The organism is Pseudomonas sp. 02C 26, from assembly GCF_002843585.1.
Taxonomy (GTDB): Bacteria; Pseudomonadota; Gammaproteobacteria; order Pseudomonadales; family Pseudomonadaceae; genus Aquipseudomonas; species Aquipseudomonas shirazensis.
In genome coordinates, this window is record NZ_CP025262.1 from 5,205,953 (window position 1) to 5,222,478 (window position 16,526).

Consider the following 16,526-nt stretch of genomic DNA (forward strand, 5'->3'; position numbering starts at 1 on the left):
TTGAAACTGCTGATTCTCGATCGTGACGGGGTGATCAATCACGACTCCGACGCCTACATCAAGTCGCTGGAGGAGTGGATCCCCATTGCCGGCGCGATTGAGGCCATCGCGCAGTTGAGCAAAGCGGGCTGGACGGTGGCGGTGGCCACCAACCAGTCCGGCATTGCCCGGGGCTACTATTCGCTGGACACCCTCGAGGCCATGCACACGCGCTTGCGCGAGCTGGTGGCCGAGCAGGGTGGCGAACTGGGCCTCGTCGTGTACTGCCCGCATGGTCCGGACGAGGGCTGCGCCTGTCGCAAACCGAAGCCAGGCATGCTCGAGGCAATCGCTGCCCATTACCAGGCAGAGCTGCCTGGCGTATGGTTCGTCGGCGACAGTAAAGGTGACCTGGAGGCCGCCCTGGCCGTCGGAGCACAACCGGTGTTGGTGAAAACCGGCAAAGGTGAGCGCACCCTGAGCAAGGGCGTCGCTGCAAGCACGCTGATTTTTGACGATCTGGCCGCTGTCGCCAGAGCACTTATCTAGACTGTACGCCGCCTGGCGCACAGTTCATTAGGCGGGCACGACCCGCAACGGTACATGCCACTATGTCGATCCTGCAGGCGATCAGAATCTTTCTTTTTTACCTGCTGCTGGGCACCAGCTCGTTGCTTTGGTGCACCTTGAGCTTCTTCATCGCGCCGTTTCTGCCGTTTCAAAAGCGCTACCGCTTCATCAACGTCTACTGGTGCCGTTTTGCCGTGCGCCTGACCGAGGTGATGCTGGGTATCCGCTACAAGATCACCGGCGCGGAGAACGTGCCAGCGACCCCGTGCGTGATTCTGTCCAATCACCAGAGCACCTGGGAAACGTTCTTCCTGTCGGCGTACTTCCAACCGCTGAGCCAGGTACTCAAGCGTGAGCTGCTGTATGTGCCGTTCTTTGGCTGGGCCATGGCCATGCTGCGGCCGATCGCGATCGACCGCGACAATCCCAAGGAAGCCTTGCGCCACGTTGCCAAGAAGGGCGATGAGCTGCTCAAGCAAGGCGTGTGGGTATTGATCTTCCCTGAGGGTACCCGTGTCCCGTATGGGCAGATCGGCAAGTTCTCCCGTGGCGGTACGGCCTTGGCGGTGAACGCAGGCCTGCCGGTGCTGCCGATTGCGCATAACGCCGGCCGTTACTGGCCGAAGTCTGGCTGGGGCAAGCAGGCGGGGGTGATCGAGGTGGTGATTGGCGAGCCGATGTATGCCGAAGGCAGCGGGCCGCGGGCCATTGCTGACCTGAATAACCGCGCTGAGGCGTGGAATCAGGAGACCCAGCGGGCGCTGGGTGCGCTGCCTCCAGTGGCTGAAAGCAGCGCCGCAGACAGCTTGGAAAATTGTGGATAACTTGTGAGCAACTTTTCAAATGATGCTTAGAGATTGACTATAAGTAATTGAAATTTATAGTTATTTATCTATGTGACAGTTTTTCGAAAACCGTGCATAAGTTTTTTCGTGATTGAAAACGGGGGCTGCTGTGCAGCCCCCGGCTGTTTCAGATCAGACCTTGTCCAGGTCCACATCCTTGGTCTCTTTCAAACAGAATATCCCCACCACCAGGCTCACCCCGGTTATCAACACCGGGTACCACAGCCCATAGAAAATATCCCCGGTATACACCACCAGCGCGAACGATACGGTCGGCAGGAACCCACCGAACCAGCCGTTACCAATGTGGTACGGCAGGGACATCGAGGTATAGCGGATCCGCGTCGGGAACAGCTCGACCATCACCGCCGCCAGCGGGCCATAGGTCATGGTCGCGATCAGGATCATCGCCACAATCAGCGCCACCACCATGAACTCGTTGACCTGCGCAGGATCGGCCTTGGCCGGATACCCCGCCTGGGTAATCGCCGCACGCATTGCCGCTTCATCGAAGCCGGTGATGGCCGTGTCGCCGATGTTCACCACGACATCACTGCCAGTCGCAGCAGCAGAGCTGTACGGCAGGCCCTGCTTGACCAGGAAGGTCTTGACCTTGTCGCACGGGCTGTCGAAACGCGCTTTGCCGACCGGGTCGAACTGGAAGGTGCAGCTGGCTGGGTCAGCCATCACCACGATGGGCGACTGACGGCTGGCGGCGTCGATCTGTGGGTTGGCGTAATGGCTCAGGGCCTTAAACAGCGGGAAGTACAGGACGGTTGCCAGCAGCAGGCCAACCATCAGGATCGGCTTGCGGCCAATGCGGTCAGACAGCCAACCGAAGAACACGAAGAACGGCGCGCCGATCACCACGCTGATGATCAGCAGAGTGTTGGCCTGGGCCGGGTCCATCTTGAGCATCTGGGTCATGAAGAACAGCACATAGAATTGCGCCGTGTAGAAGGTTACTGCCTGACCGGCGTTGATGCTGAACAGTGCCGTCAGAACGATCTTGAGGTTGCTCCAATTGGTGAACGACTCACGAATCGGCGACTTGCTCAGCTTGCCCTGCGCCTTCATTTTCACGAAGGCTGGCGACTCGTGCATGCTCATGCGGATCCAGGTGGAAATCCCCAACAGCACAATCGACAGCAGGAACGGCAGGCGCCAGCCCCAGGTTTCAAACTCATCACCGCTGATGTAGCGGCTACCCAGTACCACCAGCAACGACAGCAGCAGGCCCAAGGTCGCGGTCGACTGGATGAAGCCGGTATGGAAACCGCGCTTGCCGGGCGGTGCGTGCTCGGCCACGTAAGTTGCCGCGCCACCGTACTCGCCGCCCAACGCCAGGCCTTGGAGCATGCGCAGAATCACCAGGATGATCGGCGCCGCGATACCAATGCTGGCATAGGTAGGCAACAGCCCGACCGCGAAGGTCGACAAGCCCATCAACACGATGGTGACCAGGAAGGTGTATTTACGCCCGATCATGTCGCCCAGGCGGCCGAACACCAGCGCGCCGAACGGCCTGACCAAGAAGCCCGCAGCGAATGCCATCAGGGCGAAGATGAACGCCGTGGTGTCGTTGACCCCCGCAAAGAACTGCTTGCTGATCACCGCCGCCAGAGCGCCGTACAAAAAAAAGTCATACCACTCGAAAACCGTCCCGAGGGATGACGCGAAAATGATCTTTCTTTCCTCGCGACGGCTGGTAGGGCTCGCCGCTGCTCCCTGCTCTTGAATGTAATCAGACATCGTTGCTGTCCTCGGCCCGCAGGCCACAGTGATTATTCTTGTTGTTCCACTGCCGGCAGGCCCTGATCACCAGCCGCCGCTTGTTGCACGCACCTGGTCAGGGCGTCGGTATTGCGCTTGCGTCGCTGAGGTAGGTTTGGGTTGCAGCTCCTTTGAGAATCAGTTGCGCCGCTTTCTCGGCGATCATCAGTGTCGGTGAACAGGTATTGCCGGAAACAATCTGCGGCATGATCGAGGCGTCAGCTACGCGCAGACCCGGGATGCCGTGCACACGCAGTTGATGGTCGACCACATCGAACGCGCCGCTGCCCATGCGGCAGGTGCCGACCGGGTGGAAGATGGTGGTGCCGATCTTGCTCGCAGCCTCAAACAGCTCTTCTTCAGTGTTGAGCGCAGCGCCCGGCAGGTACTCGACCGGGTCGAAGGCGGCGAGGGCAGGGGCCTGGACGATGCGCCGGGTCATGCGAATGGCATCGGCGGCAACCCGCAGGTCTTGCGGGTCGCTCAGATAGTTAGGGTTGATCACAGGCTCGGCATGCAGATCGGCCGAGCGAATATCGATGCGCCCGCGGCTGGCGGGGCGCAGGTTGCACACCGACGCGGTGAACGCCGGGAAGCGATGCAGCGGCTCACCGAAGCGCTCCAGTGACAGCGGCTGGACGTGATACTGCAGGTTGGCGCTGGCCTGCTCGGGGCTGGAGCGAACGAATGCACCGAGCTGGCTGGGCGCCATCGCCAGCGGGCCGCTGCGGTCGTATAGATAGCGCAGGCCCATGCCCATCTTGCCCCATAGGCTGTTGGCCATCTGGTTCAAGGTACGGGTGTTGCGGATCTGGTAGATCAGGCGCAGCTGCAGATGGTCCTGCAGGTTGCCGCCCACACCAGGCATGTCATGGCGTACGCCGATGCCGAGATCTTCAAGCAGCTTGCGCGGGCCGATGCCGGAACGTTGGAGGATACCCGGTGAACCGACCGAGCCTGCGCAGAGGATAATCTCCCGCCGCGCCTGAAACTCGTGCCACTCACCCTGCCAGCGAGCTTTGACCGCCGTAGCACGGGTATTGTCGAGCAGCACCTGGTCAACTTCGACGCCAGTGAGCAGAGTCAGGTTGGGCCGCTTGAGGATTGGCCGCAGAAAGGCTTTGGCCGCATTCCAGCGTACGCCGCTGCGCTGGTTGACCTGAAAGTATCCACAGCCTTGGTTGTCGCCGGTATTGAAGTCATCGACCTTGCCAATCCCGCTCTGCTCGGCGGCATCGCGGAAGGCGTCGAGGATCGGCCAGCTGTAGCGCTGCTGTTCGACCCGCCATTCGCCGTCGGCGCCGTGGCTGTCGCTGCTGCCGGCATAGTGATTCTCGCTGGCCTTGAACAGCGGCAGCACGTCTTTCCAGGCCCAGCCGTCGTTGCCTTGTTCAGCCCAGCGATCATAGTCGCTGGCCTGGCCGCGCATGTAGATCATGCCGTTGATCGACGAGCAGCCGCCGAGCACCTTGCCGCGCGGATAACCTAGGCTGCGGCCGCCAAGGCCCGCTTGCGCCTCGGTCTTGAAGCACCAGTCGGTGCGCGGGTTACCGATGCAATAGAGGTAACCGACCGGGATGTGAATCCATGGATAGTTATCGCGCCCACCCGCTTCGAGCAGCAGCACCCGGCAGGATGGATCGGCGGACAAACGGTTGGCCAGCAAACATCCGGCTGGGCCAGCGCCTACAACGACATAGTCGTAGGCAGAATCGGCTGATGGCATGTGCGACCTCGGGCCTGATTATTATTCTTGTCGCTTTTGATCTTAGTGCGTAATTTCGCTAAGGAAACACGAGTTTTCGCTCAACCGCTGTGCGTTTTAGCACAGCCAATATCAGCCGTTTCCTAAGTAACCTGACAGCCGCTCACAGTTATGCACAGGGATAAGCATGTTCGACTGGAATGATCTGAGGTTCTTTCTCGAGTTGCAGCGCAGCGGCCGTCTGCTGACTGCAGCCAAGCGCTTGAACACCACCCACAGCACGGTGGCGCGGCATATCGAGGGCATCGAAAAGAGCCTGGGCACAGCGCTGTTCGTTCAACATGCACAGGGTTACGAGCTGACGCCGTCTGGCCAGGCACTGCTCAAGCATGCCGAAGCGATGGAGAACGTCGCGCTGTTGGCGCAGGAAGAGATCACCCAGGCGATAACGCCGCTGGGCAAGATCCGCCTGGGCGTCACCGAAGGCATCGGCATCATGTTCTTCACCCCACGCATGCGCGCCTTGTTCGAGCGCTATCCGGGCCTGGAAGTCGAACTGGTGGCGGTGCCGCGCTTCGTCAGCATCCTCAACCGCGAGGCAGAAATCAGCATTCATCTGGAACGGCCCAATGCCGACCTGTTGATAACTCGCAAGCTCACTGACTATCGGCTGGCGCTCTACGCCAGCCCCGAGTACCTCGAACGCTCACCGGCGCTGAACAGTCGTGAGGATCTGGCCCGTCACAGCTGGATTGGCTACGTCGACGATCTGCTGTTCAGCCAGGAGCTGCTGTTTCTCAACAGTTTCTGCCGTGCGCCGAATGTGATCTTTCGCAGCACCAGCGTCATCGCTCAGCAGCAGGCCGCACGCGCCGGCTTGGGCATCGCTGTGCTGCCCAACTACATGGCCAGGCACGATCCACAGCTGCGCCGGGTGCTGCCCAGCGAAACCATCCAGCGCAGCTACTGGATCTGCACCCGGCGCGAGTTGCACAAGTCAGTGCGCCTGCGGGTAGTCTGGGATTACCTGCTGGCGCTGTGTGCAGCAGAGCAGGCCGAACTGCTAGCCGAGTAGGCCCTTGCTCGCCAGCAGCAGCGCTGCGCCGATGCCGACCACGGCAAACACCTGCTGCAAGCGCGGCCCGGCCAATTTGCCGGCCAGTGGGCGCGCCAGTAGCAGGCCCATCACCGCACCTACCGCGAAGGGTGCACCTACCTGCCAGTGCATCACCCCGGCGACGCTGGCGCTGACTACGCTGCCGCAGGCAACCAGCGCAATCACCGCCAACGAGGTGGCAACAATGCTCTTCATCTCCAGGTTGGTATAACGGCTGAGCGCCGGAATGATGACGAAGCCGCCACCGACGCCCAACAGTCCCGACAGTAAACCTGCTACACCACCAGTAACGGCTAGGGCGCGGGCGCAGGGCAGGGTCCAGCGCAGCCGCCCCTTCATAGGGTTGAGTACACAGGGCATGATCAGCCGCTCGCCACACGGCGGCTCACCACGTAACTCGCGCGCCGCCTTGCGCCAGATGCGCAGGCAGGCATGGATCAGCACCGCGGCGAACACCAACGCCAGCGGTGCGTTGGGCAACCGATGAGCGAGCATCAAACCGAAAGGTGTTGCGCAGATACCGATCAACGCAATGAACAACGCCGCGCGATAACGCACCAGGCCCTGGCGCAACCCGAGCAGCGCACCGACTGACGCCGCCAGGCCGACTGCCAAAAGGCCAACTGGCGCCGCCTCGACCATATTCAAACCCAGCCCGAATACCAATAACGGCACTGCCAGAATGCCTCCGCCAGCACCGGTCAACGCCAGTACCGCTCCGATGATCGCGCCCAGCGCTGCACCCAGCACTTCGATCACGATTGCTTCTCGGTGCCGGCAGGTTGCGGCCGCGCCAGCCATTCACGGCCTTTGAGCATCCCATGCCAATACAGCGCAGGGAGCAGCTTCACCTTGAGTAGCCAGGCCAGCCGAGTAGGCTGCCGGCCGTCGAGCAACCACTGCGCAAAGCTGGGTGCCAGCGTACCGCCGTATTTGAATTCAGCCAGGACGATCTTGCCGCGCTCCACGGTCAACGGGCATGAACCGTAACCGTCATAGTGCGCGAGGGTGGGCGACCGGCCGAGCGCTACCAGCACGTTGTTGGCCACCACCGGCGCCTGCTTGCGCGCAGCCGCGGCAGTCTTGGCGTTACTGGTATTGATCGCATCACCCAGGCCGTGCACGTTGGCGAACTGCCGATGGCGCAGAGTGAACGGATCGACATCCAGCCAGCCCGCGCCATCCGCCAGCGGGCTGCTGCGGATGAACTCGGGCGCTACTTGCGGCGGCACCACGTGCAACATGTCGAAGGGCTCGACTCGCGTCTGCGTGCTGCCATCGGCCAGGCTGTGGATAAACGTCGCGCGCTTGCCCGGACCATCTACTGCCACCAGGCGGTGTGAATAGTTGAGATCCACCGCGTACTTGTCGATGTAGGCCATCAATGCGGGCACGTAGTCAGCAACGCCAAAAAGTACCGGACCCGAATTGTAGAAGCTGGCCTTGATGGCACCCAGGCGCTCACGCCGCAGCCAGTGATCACACGAAAGGTACAACGCCTTCTGTGGGGCGCCCGCACACTTGATGGGCATCGGGGGTTGGGTGAAGAGGGCGCGGCCTTGCTTCAGATTCTGGACCAATTGCCAGGTGTAAGGTGCCAGGTCATAACGGTAGTTGGAGGTCACACCGTTGCGCCCGAGGGTTTCCGTGAGGCCCTCGATTGCCTGCCAGTCGAGAGTCAGGCCGGGGCAGACCACCAGCTGTTCGTAACTGATGATGCGGCCGTCCTCCACAACCACGCTTTGCGCTGCGGGATCAAAACTAATCACCCGCGCTTTTATAAATCGCACGCCTTTGGGGATGGCGCTGACCATGCTGCGCGCGGTGCTGGCAGCGCTGAATACACCAGCGCCGACCAGGGTCCAGCCGGGTTGGTAGTAGTGCACCTCAGCCGGGTCGATCAACGCAATATCGAGCGTTGGATCACGCTTGAACAAACTGGCGGCGGTAGCAATCCCCGCAGCACCAGCGCCGACGATCACCACCTTGTGATGGTCGATGCGCGTGCTATTGGCTGTGGATGGCAAGGCAGGCATGCGGGTATTCCTTTTCGATCTTGGTATGGGGACTAGGCCGGCGACGTTCAGAGCTGGTTCAGCGGGATTTTCAGGTAACGCACGCCGTTGCTCTCCGGTTCAGGCAACTGCCCGCTGCGCATGTTGACCTGGACGGCGGGCAGGATCAGTACCGGCATATCCAGGGTGGCGTCACGCGCTTCGCGCATGGCGACGAACTCGTCCTCGCTGATGTCCTGACGGATATGAATATTGCTGGCGCGCTGCTCGGCCACGGTGGTGACAAAACGCAGGGCGCGACCCTCGGGCAGGTAGTCATGGCACATGAACAGTTGGCTGTGGTCGGGGAAGGCGAGCAAACGCCGGATCGAGCGATACAGCGTGCGTGCGTCGGCACCGGGAAAATCGCATCGGGCAGTGCCGTAGTCAGGCATGAACAAGGTATCACCGACAAACACCGCCTTCTCGCCAGCATCCTCGACCACGTAGCTCATGCACGCCGGGGTGTGCCCTGGGGTGTGTAGCGCACGGGCCCGCAGATTGCCGATCATCAGCACGTATTCGTCTTCCAGCAACACGTCGAACTGGCTGCCGTCGCGGGCGAAACCGGGTTCGGCGTTGAACAGTGCTGCGAAGGTCTTCTGCACCTGGGTGATGTGCGAACCGATGGCAACCTGGCCGCCAAGCTTGGCTTTCAGATAGGCAGCAGCCGACAAGTGATCGGCGTGCACATGAGTTTCCAGAATCCATTGCACACTGGCGCCGAGCGCCTCGACCCGAGCGATCAGCTTGTCCGCCGAGCTGTGGCTGGTGCGTCCCGACTTGGGGTCGTAGTCGAGCACGCTGTCGATCAGCGCGCACTTGAGGGTCTGGCGGTCCATCACCAGGTAGCTGATGGTCGAAGTGGCCTCGTCGAACAGGCCCTCTACATGGATGTTGTTGCCGATGATCATCACACTCTCCAGATATCTGCAGCGCCTTGTTAGGCTTAGGCAGTAACCCAGGGTTTATCAAGATGCATGCCAGGGTTCCAATGAGGCGTTATGGCCCACCTGTCCGCAGTGCTACAGCTATCGCAGCGGTGTCTTCCTTACGATTCGCTGGCAGCACTGCCAGTGGTTGGCAGTCGACTGTCAGCCAATGGCAGTCACTGGCAGTCCTTGCTACGCTCGCCAGGTACCCGCAACCGGTTCTGGTCATGTCTGCGCTTTCCGCTTCTCATCCAGCCATCTTCGGCCTGGTGTCCTACCTTGAGCACGATGTGCACCCGTCGATCGTGCTCGACACCGACTACAACATCCTTGCGGCCAATGCTGCCTACCGGCGTCAGTTCGGCATCAATGACAGTGCACCGCTGGGCGAGAAATGTCATCGCGTCTCTCATCACTACGCGGTGCCCTGTGATCAGGCCGGCGAGCACTGCCCGATGCGCAAAGCCTGGGACAGCAAAGTGCCGGAGCGGGTCCTGCACATTCATCACACCCCACGCGGGCCCGAGCATGTCGACGTCGAGTTGCGGCCAATCCTCGATGAGCAGGGCAGGGTGATTGCTTTCGTCGAGCGCCTTAACACCGTGACCCTGGCTGCCGCCCAGCCAAAACAGCAAGGGCTGGTTGGCCGCGCGCCGGCGTTCCAGGCGGCGCTGGCCAGCTTGCAACGCGCCGCGCCGGCGCAGATTCCGGTGTTGCTGCAAGGCGAATCCGGCACGGGCAAGGAGTTGTTCGCCCGTGCCCTGCACCTGGGCAGCCCGCGCGCGACCGGCCCGCTGGTGGTGGTCGACTGCACCGGGCTCAATGACAGCCTGTTCGAGAGTGAGCTGTTCGGCTATGAGAAAGGCGCGTTCACTGGCGCGACCCAGCGCAAGATCGGTCTCGCCGAAGCGGCCCATGGCGGCACGCTGTTCCTCGACGAAATCGGTGAAGTGCCGCTGACCATGCAGGTCAAGTTGTTGCGACTGATCGAGTCGGGCAGCTTCCGCCCGGTGGGCAGTTTGCGCACCGTGCACTCAGACTTTCGCTTGATTTCGGCTACCCACAAGCCGCTCAAAGAGATGGTGGCAGCAGGTACCTTTCGCGAGGACCTGTACTACCGAATCAGCGGTTTTCCGATTCGCTTGCCAGCGCTACGTGAACGAGTAGAAGACCTGCCAATGCTGGCGCAGAGCTTGTTACAGCGCATGGCTGGCGCCCATACCATTACGCTGACGCCTGAAGCGCAAGCGCGCCTGAGCTTGCATGCCTTCCCGGGCAATATCCGCGAGCTGCGCAATATCCTCGAACGCGCGCGATTGTTTGCCGATGACGGGCTGATCCGCCCAGAGCATTTGCCTGAGGACCTGGCCCCCGCCAGCTCGACTGTATCGATACGAGACTCGCGTAATTCGCTAGCCGACCTCGCGCAGTTGGTGGAGCAGTTCCAAGGGCCGCGCAGCGAGCTGGCGCAGGTACTGGGCATCAGTGAACGCACGCTGTATCGCCGGCTACGTGAGCTTGGGCTTTGAGAGGGTCGAATGCGCTGCTGTTCCACGTGGAACATGCCTGCGCAGGGACGTCGGATTTTGCACACTATGTCGCGATCAGCCGCGCCGACGACGCCTAGAGACCACCCACAGTCGCGCAGGCGTCAGCGCTGTAATTTATCTTTGCTACGGTCTCAGTTCTCATTGCAAGGGGGCGTACCGTCATGAAGCTCGTACCAAAAGTGTTGGCTGCCGCGATCTGTCTCGGCCTAGCCAGCCAGGTGTGCGCGACTGAACTCAAGCACTGGCCAGAGCCTGCTGCCAAACAACTCGATGCCATGATCGCCGCGAATGCCAACAAGGGTAACTACGCGGTTTTCGACATGGACAACACCAGCTACCGCTTCGACCTTGAGGAGGCGCTGCTGCCGTTCATGGAAAACAAAGGGCTGATTACCCGCGATACACTGGACCCTTCCCTCAAGCTCATCCCCTTCAAAGACACTGCTGACCATAAAGAAAGTCTGTTCAGCTACTACTACCGCCTCTGTGAACTGGATGACATGGTTTGCTACCCATGGGTAGCGCAGGTGTTTTCGGGCTTCACCCTCCAAGAGCTGAAGGGTTACGTAGATGAGTTGATGGCTTCCACGAAGCCAGTGCCGGCCACCTACTACGATGGCGACACGGTAAAAACTACCGAAGTCCAACCGCCCAAAGTCTTCACTGGCCAGACTGAGCTGTACAACAAGCTCATGGAAAACGGCATTGAGGTCTATGTGATCACTGCTGCGTCCGAGGAGCTGGTACGCATGGTCGCCTCTGATCCCAAGTATGGCTACAACGTCAAACCGGAAAATGTAATCGGTGTGACCACGCTGCTGAAAGATCGCACAACCGGTGCGCTGACCACAGCACGCAAGCAGATCAGCGCAGGCAAGTACGACGAGAAAGCCAACCTCGGTCTTGAGTTGACTCCTTACCTCTGGACGCCGGCTACCTGGATGGCCGGCAAGCATGCGGCGATTCTGACCTACATCGACCAGTGGAAAAAACCGGTACTGGCCGGTGGCGACACACCCACCAGTGACGGCTACATGCTGTTCCACGGGGTTGATGTCAGCAAAGGTGGCATTCACCTGTGGATAAACCGGAAGGACAAATACATGACTCAACTCGACGGCATGATAAAAGCCAACGCCACTGCTCAGGCCAAGCAAGGCTTACCGGTGACGGCTGACAAGAACTGGGTGATCGTGAAGCCGGACGACATTCAATAAGAGGTAGTCCGCTGACAGCAGTGAAATACTGAAAAAACAAAAAGCCCGCGAATGCGGGCTTTTTGTTGATCGGCGGGCCCAGGCTTGAGCAGCACCGGTCATTTACGGCAGATCAGAAGTCCAGGTTGGACACCGACAGCGCGTTGTTCTCGATGAACTCACGACGAGGTTCCACTGCGTCGCCCATCAAGGTATTGAAGATCTGATCAGCAGCGATCGCATCTTCGATGGTGACCTTGAGCATGCGGCGAACCGCTGGGTCCATAGTGGTCTCCCAGAGCTGATCCGGGTTCATCTCGCCCAGACCTTTGTAGCGCTGGATGGTGTGACGCTTGGCAGTCTCGTTCATCAGCCAGTCGAGGGCTTCCTTGAACTCGCTGACTGCCTTGCGCCGTTCGCCACGTTGCACGTAAGCGCCTTCACCGAACAGGGTGCTGATCTTGCCACCCAGGTTAACCACAGTGCGGTAGTCGTTGCTGCCGAAGAAGTCACGGTTGAAGGTGATGTAGCTTGCTAGGCCGTGGGAGGTGATTTCCACTTCCGGCAGCCAAACGTTGCGCTCTTTGTCTTCACGCAGGCTGGCGTTGTAGGCCAGGCCCGACTTCTGGTTGCTGTGCAGGCGAGCCTGGAAGGTTTTCAACCAAGCCTGCATGTGAGCGTGGTCACCCAACTGCTCCAGGGTGATTTCATCCATGTAGATGAAGTGCTCGGTCAGCTCCTGCGGATACAGGCGCGACAGACGCTTGAGGGTCTTCATCACACTGCGGAATTCTTGGACCAGACTTTCCAGCTGTACGCCGGAAACTGCTGGCGCCGATTCGTCCAGGTGCAGGCTGGCATCATCCAGAGCCGACTGGGTCATGTACTCTTCCATGGCCTCGTCGTCTTTGATGTACTGCTCCTGCTTGCCGCGCTTGACCTTGTACAGCGGTGGCTGAGCGATGTAGATGTAGCCGCGCTCGACCAGCTCCGGCAGCTGACGGAAGAAGAAGGTCAGCAGCAGGGTACGGATGTGCGAACCGTCGACGTCGGCATCGGTCATGATGATGATGTTGTGGTAACGCAGCTTGGCGATGTTGTACTCGTCGCGGCCGATACCACAGCCCAGCGCGGTGATCAGCGTACCGACTTCCTGGGACGAGATCATCTTGTCGAAGCGGGCTTTCTCAACGTTGAGGATCTTACCCTTCAACGGCAGGATCGCCTGGGTACGACGGTTACGGCCTTGCTTGGCCGAACCACCTGCGGAGTCACCCTCCACCAGGTACAGTTCAGACAGGGCAGGGTCCTTCTCCTGGCAGTCAGCCAGTTTCCCCGGCAGGCCAGCGATGTCCAGTGCACCTTTACGGCGAGTCATCTCACGCGCTTTACGCGCAGCTTCACGAGCACGGGCAGCGTCGATCATCTTGCCGACCACAGCCTTGGCTTCGTTGGGGTTTTCCAACAGGAAGTCAGAGAAGAACTTGTTCATCTCTTGTTCGACGGCGGTTTTCACCTCCGACGAGACCAGCTTGTCTTTGGTCTGCGAGCTGAACTTCGGATCCGGTACCTTCACCGAGATGATCGCGGTCAGGCCTTCCCGGGCGTCGTCACCCGTGGTTGCAACCTTGTTCTTCTTGGCCAGGCCTTCTTGCTCGATGTAAGCATTCAGGCTGCGGGTCAACGAAGAACGGAAGCCGACCAGGTGAGTACCACCATCGCGCTGCGGAATGTTGTTGGTGAAGCACAACAGGTTTTCGTTGAAGCTGTCGTTCCACTGCAGGGCAACTTCAACACCGACGCCATCTTCACGCTGGGTGCTGAAGTGGAAGACCTGGCTGTTGACCGGCGTCTTGTTGGTGTTCAGATACTCGACAAATGCGCGCAGGCCGCCTTCATATTTGAAGAGCTCTTCTTTGCCACTGCGCTCATCCTTCAACAGAATGCCAACACCCGAGTTCAGGAACGACAACTCGCGAATACGCTTGGCCAGAATGTCCCAGCTGAAGTGGATATTCTTGAAGGTGTCAGCAGACGGCTTGAAGTGGATATGGGTACCGGTGCTGTCGCTTTCGCCAACAACCGCCATAGGCGCTTGCGGTACGCCGTGGACGTAAGTCTGTTCCCAGACCTTGCCACTACGGCGTACGGTCAGAATGAGTTGCTCAGAAAGGGCGTTCACTACCGAAACGCCAACACCGTGCAGACCGCCGGATACTTTGTACGAGTTGTCGTCGAACTTACCGCCGGCGTGCAGCACAGTCATGATGACTTCAGCAGCTGAGACGCCTTCTTCTTTATGGACGTCGACCGGAATACCACGGCCGTTGTCTCGGACGCTAATGGATTCGTCCGGATGGATGATGACGGTGATGTCATCGCAGTGACCGGCGAGGGCTTCGTCGATCGAGTTGTCGACCACCTCGAAGACCATGTGGTGCAGGCCGCTGCCATCATCGGTGTCGCCGATATACATGCCGGGACGTTTGCGTACGGCATCAAGCCCTTTCAGCACTTTAATGCTGGACGAGTCGTACGTTTGATTTTCGCTCATGCCTTCACTCCCGATGGTCGTGGGTCTGGGTGATACGGCCCTGTTCCACGTGGAACAAAGCAACTGGCGTTTCCGTCTGCCAGCCTTCCCTCAGTAATTCGTGATCTACACAGGTGATGAACACCTGGCAGCGTAATTCTTCAAGCAAGCGGCACAGTGCGCGGCGATGCTGCTCGTCCAGCTCAGACGGCAGGTCATCTACGAGATAGATACAAAGACCGCGGCGAGCCTGGCTAACCAGATGACCTTGGGCGATGCGCAATGCGCACACCACAAGTTTCTGTTGCCCACGGGACAAGATATCCGCAGCGTTGTTTGCACCAATACGCAGGCGCAAATCTGCACGTTGCGGACCGGCCTGGGTATGGCCAATCTGCTGATCGCGTTGAAGAGAAGTGGCGAGGACCTCGTTAAGTTCCCGGTCCTTGTCCCAGCCGCGATAGTAGCTCAAGGTCAATCCGTCCAGCTCGACCAGTTCGCTCAGGGTACGCTCGAAGACGGGCTTCAAGGCCTTGATGTAGGTGCGACGGTATTCATCTATCTCCGCGCTCGCCAGGCACAATTCTCGATCCCAGGCGGCTTGCGAAGCAGCGTCAAGTGTACCATGCCGCAACCATGAGTTCCGCTGCCGCAGCGCCTTCTGCAAGCGCTGCCAAGCACCGAGGAAACGTGGTTCCACGTGGAACACTCCCCAGTCGAGAAACTGCCGACGTATTTTCGGAGCGCCCTCGAGCAGACGAAAGCTGTCCGGGTTGATCAATTGCAGCGGCAGTAGCTCGGCAAGCTGCGCAGCACTGCGAGCGTTCTGCCCATCGATGCGAATGGTGAAGTCGCCCTGGCGCTCGCGTGATACACCCAGGTTGCTGGTGCCACCTTCGGCCAGTTGCACTTCACCAAAGACGGTACAGGTCGGCTGCTCGTACTGGATAACCGGCGTCAGTCGGGTGCTGCGAAATGATCGAGCCAGACCCAGAAGGTACACGGCTTCAAGCACGCTGGTCTTGCCGCTGCCGTTGGCGCCGTAAAGGATGTTGATGCGGGGGGAGGGCGTGAGGGTCACTGGGTGCAGGTTGCGCACCGCAGTGACCATGATACGTCGTAGGGACATTCGCTCAGCTACAGATCACAGGCGCATCGGCATGACGACGTAGGACGAGTCATCGTTGCCAGCTTCCTGCAGCAGGGCACTGCTGTTGGAGTCGGATAGAATCAGACGAACCTGTTCTGTGGTCATTACGCCCAGCACGTCCAGCAAGTAGCTGACGTTGAAGCCGATCTCCAGCGCGCTGCCGTTATAGTCGACGCTGATTTCTTCCTCAGCTTCTTCCTGCTCAGGGTTGTTGGCCTGGATTTTCAGTTGGCCGGCGGCCAACTGCAGGCGAATCCCGCGGTACTTCTCGTTGGACAGAATCGCAGTACGGCTGAAAGCTTCACGCAATGCCTGACGATCACCCACCACCAGCTTGTCACCGCCTTTAGGCAGCACACGCTCGTAGTCTGGGAACTTGCCGTCTACCAGCTTGGAGGTAAAGGTGAATTCACCGGTGGTAGCGCGGATATGGTGCTGGCCGAGTACGATACTGACCATGCCTTCTGGATCGGTCAGCAAACGCGCCAGCTCCAGGATACCTTTGCGTGGCACGATCACCTGGTGCCGGTCAGCTTGCTCGATTCCTGCGGTCATCGAGCACATAGCCAGGCGATGGCCGTCAGTAGCAACGGCGCGCAGGGTGCCTGGGGACACTTCAAGCAGCATACCGTTGAGGTAGTAGCGCACGTCCTGCTGAGCCATGGCGAAGCTGGTGCGCTCGATCAGACGGCGCAGGCGGCTCTGCTCCAGGTCGCAGGTCAGCGAGCCTGGGCCTTCTTCAACAGTCGGGAAGTCATTGGCGGGCAGCGTCGACAGGGTGAAGCGGCTGCGACCGGCTTTAACCAGCAGCTTCTGCTCATCAACCTTGATGTCGATCAGCGCGTCACTTGGCAAGCTCTTGCAGATGTCCATCAGCTTACGTGCCGGGACAGTGATTTCGCCTGGCTCGGCTGGTTCTTCCAGCTGCACGCGACCAACCAGTTCGACTTCCAGGTCGGTACCGGTCAACGACAGCTGCTGGCCTTGTACGACCAACAGGACGTTGGACAGGACCGGCAAGGTCTGGCGACGCTCGACGACACCTGCGACCAGTTGCAGGGGTTTCAACAGGGCTTCGCGTTGAATGGTGAAATGCATGGTCTAGTCCCTTGCCTTCAAAAT

The 16,526-nt window shown here is 59.8% G+C and carries 13 protein-coding genes; 5 read left to right on the forward strand and 8 right to left on the reverse strand.

Features of this window, described 5'->3' with window-relative positions:
* Entirely contained in the window at positions 1–528 is a 528-nt protein-coding gene (gmhB, locus tag CXQ80_RS23745) for a D-glycero-beta-D-manno-heptose 1,7-bisphosphate 7-phosphatase (RefSeq protein ID WP_101322770.1), read from the forward strand.
* Positions 529–590: 62 nt separating this feature from the next.
* Entirely contained in the window at positions 591–1,373 is a 783-nt protein-coding gene (locus tag CXQ80_RS23750) for a 1-acyl-sn-glycerol-3-phosphate acyltransferase (RefSeq protein ID WP_101322771.1), read from the forward strand.
* Between the two features lie 153 nt (positions 1,374–1,526).
* Here the strand turns inward: CXQ80_RS23750 and CXQ80_RS23755 are convergent, their stop codons facing one another.
* On the reverse strand, positions 1,527–3,146 hold the full coding sequence (locus CXQ80_RS23755; RefSeq protein ID WP_101322772.1) for an MFS transporter: 1,620 nt from the start codon (positions 3,144–3,146) through the stop codon (positions 1,527–1,529).
* Positions 3,147–3,243: 97 nt separating this feature from the next.
* The gene (locus CXQ80_RS23760) at positions 3,244–4,893 is read right to left on the reverse strand and encodes a GMC family oxidoreductase (protein ID WP_101322773.1); all 1,650 of its coding nucleotides are present in this window, start codon (positions 4,891–4,893) and stop codon (positions 3,244–3,246) included.
* A 166-nt stretch (positions 4,894–5,059) separates the two neighbouring features.
* Here CXQ80_RS23760 and CXQ80_RS23765 point away from each other — a divergent pair, with 166 nt between their 5' ends.
* Positions 5,060–5,947 (forward strand): LysR family transcriptional regulator, encoded by an 888-nt coding sequence (locus tag CXQ80_RS23765; RefSeq protein ID WP_101322774.1) that lies wholly within the window; start codon positions 5,060–5,062, stop codon positions 5,945–5,947.
* Here the strand turns inward: CXQ80_RS23765 and CXQ80_RS23770 are convergent.
* The 3 genes from CXQ80_RS23770 to CXQ80_RS23780 are packed head-to-tail and all read right to left on the reverse strand — an operon-like array spanning position 5,936 to position 8,957.
* Complete coding sequence (locus CXQ80_RS23770; protein ID WP_101322775.1) at positions 5,936–6,790, reverse strand: sulfite exporter TauE/SafE family protein; 855 nt, start codon at positions 6,788–6,790, stop codon at positions 5,936–5,938. The genes CXQ80_RS23765 and CXQ80_RS23770 overlap by 12 nt on opposite strands.
* Positions 6,745–8,025 carry an FAD/NAD(P)-binding oxidoreductase gene (locus tag CXQ80_RS23775; RefSeq protein WP_101322776.1) on the reverse strand — a complete coding sequence of 427 codons (1,281 nt, stop codon included), beginning with the start codon at positions 8,023–8,025 and terminating at the stop codon, positions 6,745–6,747. Before CXQ80_RS23775 ends, CXQ80_RS23770 begins: the two co-directional genes overlap by 46 nt.
* A 47-nt stretch (positions 8,026–8,072) precedes the next feature.
* Positions 8,073–8,957 (reverse strand): MBL fold metallo-hydrolase, encoded by an 885-nt coding sequence (locus tag CXQ80_RS23780; RefSeq protein WP_101322777.1) that lies wholly within the window; start codon positions 8,955–8,957, stop codon positions 8,073–8,075.
* Between the two features lie 245 nt (positions 8,958–9,202).
* Between CXQ80_RS23780 and CXQ80_RS23785 the strand changes: the two genes are divergently transcribed.
* Entirely contained in the window at positions 9,203–10,504 is a 1,302-nt protein-coding gene (locus CXQ80_RS23785; protein WP_101322778.1) for a sigma-54-dependent Fis family transcriptional regulator, read from the forward strand.
* A 182-nt stretch (positions 10,505–10,686) separates the two neighbouring features.
* Positions 10,687–11,742, forward strand: coding sequence for a phosphorylcholine phosphatase (locus tag CXQ80_RS23790; RefSeq protein WP_101322779.1), 1,056 nt, complete (start codon positions 10,687–10,689; stop codon positions 11,740–11,742).
* Between the two features lie 112 nt (positions 11,743–11,854).
* Here CXQ80_RS23790 and gyrB read toward each other — a convergent pair whose 3' ends face one another.
* Genes gyrB through dnaN form a run of 3 tightly spaced genes read right to left on the reverse strand, consistent with a single transcriptional unit; the run spans position 11,855 to position 16,502 of the window.
* Complete coding sequence (gyrB, locus tag CXQ80_RS23795; RefSeq protein ID WP_101322780.1) at positions 11,855–14,275, reverse strand: DNA topoisomerase (ATP-hydrolyzing) subunit B; 2,421 nt, start codon at positions 14,273–14,275, stop codon at positions 11,855–11,857.
* A gap of 4 nt (positions 14,276–14,279) precedes the next feature.
* Positions 14,280–15,383 carry a DNA replication/repair protein RecF gene (gene recF, locus CXQ80_RS23800; RefSeq protein WP_101322781.1) on the reverse strand — a complete coding sequence of 368 codons (1,104 nt, stop codon included), beginning with the start codon at positions 15,381–15,383 and terminating at the stop codon, positions 14,280–14,282.
* A 15-nt stretch (positions 15,384–15,398) separates the two neighbouring features.
* On the reverse strand, positions 15,399–16,502 hold the full coding sequence (dnaN, locus tag CXQ80_RS23805) for a DNA polymerase III subunit beta (protein ID WP_101322782.1): 1,104 nt from the start codon (positions 16,500–16,502) through the stop codon (positions 15,399–15,401).
* Positions 16,503–16,526 lie beyond the last annotated feature (24 nt).